2 protein-coding genes are annotated in these 4,384 nt (G+C 71.3%); both read right to left on the reverse strand.

Annotation, left to right across the window (positions count from 1 at the left end; translation table 11 throughout):
* On the reverse strand, window positions 1-3,010 hold a 3,010-nt coding region (locus QM582_RS14725; protein WP_415085631.1), incomplete at its 3' end, for an amino acid adenylation domain-containing protein.
* 398 nt (window positions 3,011-3,408) lie between these two features.
* A partial coding sequence (locus QM582_RS14730; protein ID WP_415085632.1) for an acetolactate synthase large subunit occupies window positions 3,409-4,384 on the reverse strand: 976 nt, incomplete at its 5' end.

Raw genomic sequence — 4,384 nt, forward strand, 5'->3', positions numbered from 1 at the left:
CGGCCGCGCCCCGCGCACCGGGGCCGGGCTGCGTCGCGGGCCGGGTCGCCGCGGCATCGTCCGGCGGCTGCTCGTCGCGCTCGGCGAGCAGGGCCAGCAACGCCCGGCGGTCCAGTTTCCCGGCGGCCGAGGTGGGCAGCTTCTCCAGTTGGACGAAGAGCGACGGGAGGTGGCTCTTCATCAGCACCGCGCCGAGCGCCGCCCGCAGCCGGTCGGCCGGGACGGTCCGGGCGGCGGTGAAGAAGGCGACCAGCCGGGCGCCGGCCGGGGTGTCCTGCACCACGGCCGCGGCCTCGACGACCTCGTCCACGCCGTGCAGCGCCTGCTCGACCTCGCCGAGCTCGATCCGGACACCGCCGATCTTCACCTGGCGGTCCATCCTGCGCAGGAACGCGAACCGTCCGTCCTCGCGGAGGAAGCCCCGATCCCCGGTGCGGTACATCCGGCGCTGGTGATCGGCGTCCACCGCCGGCCGGTAGAAGGGGTTGTCCACGAAGTGCCGGGCGTTCAGTTCGTCGCGGTTGAGGTAGCCGACGGCAACCCCGGCGCCGGCGACGCAGATCTCGCCGGGCAGGTCCGGGCCGAGCAGCACGTCGCCGGCGCCGAGCACGTAGACCCGGTAGTCGTTGAGCGGGCGTCCGATGGGTGCGATGGCCGTCTCGTCCTGCGCCGTCACCGTCCCGCAGGTCGCCCACATGGACGCCTCGGTGGGCCCGTAGACGTTCTCCAGCGAGCAGCCCAGGTCCAGCGCGAAGAACTGTTCCACGATGTCGCGGGTCACCGCCTCGCCGCCGCAGAAGATGTGCCGCAGCCCGGCGAGAGCGGTGCGGCGCGATCCGGTCCGGACGGCGTCCAGCAGCACCCGCAGCATGGTCGGCGCGAAGTTGACGTGGGTGATCCCCCAGTTCTCGATCGCCTCCAGCACGGCCAGGACGTCGCCCTGCTTCACGGCCGGCAGGATCGCCAGCGTGCCGGCCCCGAAGAGCCAGCCGTAGATCTCGGTGCCGAAGATGTCGAAGGTGAAGGACGTCTTCAGCAGGAACACGTCGCCGGCGCGCAGCGGGAAGCGGCGCTCCAGGTCCAGCGCGGTGTTCTGGATGTTGCGATGCAGGATGACGACGCCCTTCGGCACCCCTGTCGAGCCGGAGGTGTATTCGACGTAGAGGACGTCGTCGGCGCTGAGCCGGCCGGCGTCCGCGGGATGCTCCCGGATCGCCACCCGATCGTCGTCGCGGAGTGCCGCGAACTCGTCCCACCGGTCCAGGTCGAGCCTGCGCACGCCGCGGGGAAGCACGACCTCGGAATCGGAGGTGGTCAGGAAGACCTCGGCGCCCACGTCGGCCAGGATCTGTTCCAGGCGTCGGGCCGGGATGCCCTCGGGGATCGGGACGTAGGCGCGGCCGGCGATGACGGTGCCGAACACGGCGGCCAGCAGCCCGGCCGTCCGGGGCAGTTGGACGGCCACCGGAGTGCGCCGCTCGGTGGCGTTGATGATCCGCCGCTGCACCAGCACCGCGGCGTCGTGGGCCCAGGCGTTGCTGTACTCGCGGCGCTCGTCACACCAGGCCGGGCCGGCCGGTTCCGCCGACGTCTTGTCCAGGAACAGCGTGCCCAGGTGTGCCGGATCCCAGTCCGCGTGATGGGTGTCGGCGAGTTCGGCGCGCAGCTGACGCGTCTCCGCTTCGGGCATCGCCGACAGCTCCGCGACGGTGCGGTCGAGCGATTCCGGCAGCCGGCTCAACAGGTCGAGATATCGCTGCGCGAACCGCCGGACCTGAACCTCGGTGAGCGCGCTGGGCTTGTACTGGAAGACCAATTCGGCCCGGTCCCCCAGGTGTTCCATCAGCACGCTGAATCGGCCGGCGAACGGCACTCGGGCCTGGTGGTGCACGCCGCGCACGCCGGCGGGCAGCGCGGGATAGGAATCCTGAATGAAGGTGATGTCGTAGACGCCCTGCAGCGCCGGATAGTCGTGCAGCATTGCGTAGACCGGGTGGTCGAGATACTTCCAGCTCTGCAGGATCGATCGGGCCGTCCGGCCAAGGACGTCGCGAACGCTCCGGTCGGGCTGGGCGTCGATGCGCACCGGCAGGGCGTGCAGGAAGCAGCCGACGGACTCCTCCTGCTCCAGCCCGGGACGATCCGCGAACGGGACCACGACACAGACCTGTTCGGCGTCCGCATAGCGGGCGAGCAGGAGCCCGAATCCGGACAGGTACATCGCGTATTCCGACACCTCGGCGGCCTGCGCGGTTGCCCGGATCAGGTCGCGGAGGTGCTGCGGAACCGGCAGTCGAAGCTCCTCGCCGAGCTCCCGCAGGTCGACCGGATCCGATCGCGCCGGCCGCATCCAGTGCGCGAGGTCCGGCGCCTCCTGCCCTGCGAGGCTCGCCTCCCAGTGCGCCCGCCGCCGCGCCGCCCTGCGCTCGGACGGCGGCGTCGTCCGCCGTCGCTGGTAGTCGAGGAATCCCGGGTCGACCGGCGTAACCGGGTCGACCGGGGTAGCTGCGACAGGCTGCTCGGCTTGATCGGCCGGCTCGTCTGTGGACTGCTCCTCGGCGGCCAGCGCGACCAGTCGGCCGGCCAGCAGGCTGAGCGACTGTCCGTCCGCGATCAGGTGGTGGCAGGCCAGGACGAGCCGATCCTCCTCGTCGAGATGGCAGAGCGCGACCCGCCAGAGCGGCCCGGACCGCAGGTCGAACGGTTCGCTGCTGAGGAGTTCCGCGATCCCCTCGACGGCTCCCGGGTTCCCCCGCAGATCCTGGGTCCGTACCGGGATCGCGACGTCGTCGGCGATGCGGTAGTGGCCGCCGTCGTGATCGTGGAACACCATCGCCCGCAACGCGGGCTGCTCACGCACCACCTGCTCCAGGGCCCGGGGCATTCCCGCACCCAGGCCCGGCTCGATCCCCAGATCGAGCACCAGGTGGTAGTCCGGCGAAGGCTGCCGCAGATATTCGAAATAGATTCCCTGCTGCGGCGCGGTCATCGGCACGGTTGCCGGAGTCATCGGACCGGAATTCCCACATTCGGACGCCGCTCGGAAAATGAGGAGTCCGCACACCAGGCAGGAGGTCGACTAAGAATAACTCGCACGTCGCATCCCCATACCTAGACTTTCCGGCGACGGCCCGAAGAAATCTCACCCATGAGACCCCGAGCGGCATAATAATGACAAACCAACGGAAGCCAAAGCCTCCGAAAGACCATCGCCATAACCAAGCTAGCACCGGGTTCTGCGGCATGTGCGGATACTGACAAATAGGAACGCGGACGGAGTGCGACCGACCGGGCTGGACACCTGGCCAACTGGACGCCGACTACGGTGGATGCCACCCGATCGAGGCAGCCAGGAGATCATCGGATCCTCGTGCCCGACGGGGTCCATGCTCGGGCGACCCCGCTATGTCACCGGGTGCGGGCCTCGATCAGGTGCGGGCCGGGGGCGGCGAGGGCGTCCCGGAGCGCGGCGTCGAACGCCGGGCCGTCGGCCACACTGGTCGCGTCGACCCCCATGCTGCCGGCCAGCCGGACCCAGTCGATGACCGGGTCGTGCAGGTCGAGAACGGCGGACGCCGACGGCCCCGCGGTCGCTCCGACGCGGTCGAGCTCGTCGGCCAGCACGGCGTAGGAGTTGTTGGCGACGATGATCGTGGTGACGTCGAGACGTTCCCGGGCCTGGGTCCACAACGCCTGGACGGTGTACATGGCGGAGCCGTCGCCCTCGATCACGATGACCGGCCGGTGCGGGGCGGCGATGGCGGCCCCGGTGGCGACCGGCAGGCCGTCGCCGATCGCGCCGCCGGTGAGCTGCACGACGTCGTGCGGAGCGGCGTCGGCCAGCTGCGGATAGCCGGTGAAGCTGGCGGTGACGCCCTCGTCGCTGACGATGGCGTCCTCCGGAAGCAGGCGGGCGAGCCCCTGGTGGATCCGGACGGCGTCCAGGACGCCGCTCTCCGGCTGCGCTGGTCCGTGCCGGGCCGGCTGCACGACGGCGGCGGACGTCTCGGTGAGCCCGAGTGCCCGGGCCACCGCCTCGAGGGCGGCCGGACCGTCCTCGTGCGGGTGCGCCAGGGTGAGCAGGTCGGTGCCGTCCGGGGTGAGCTCGCTGGGTTGGCCGGGGTAGGCGAAGAACGCGACGGGCGGCTGGGATCCGACCAGGATGAGGGTGCGCACCCCGGCCAGCGCCGCCAGCGCGTCGGCGGCGCGGTAGGGCATCCGCTGCACCGGCACGACGCCGGCGCCCCGACGCAGTCGCGGCGCGAAGGTGTCGCTGTAGAGGGCGGCCCCGGTGGCCGCGGCGATCCGTCCCGCCCAGCGCAACGCGTCGCCGTCGTGCAGCGCGGCGCCGCGGATCAGGATCGCCGCGCGCCCGGCCCGCAGC

The sequence above is a fragment of the Micropruina sp. genome, from assembly GCF_047607385.1.
Lineage (GTDB): Bacteria > Actinomycetota > Actinomycetes > Propionibacteriales > Propionibacteriaceae > Micropruina.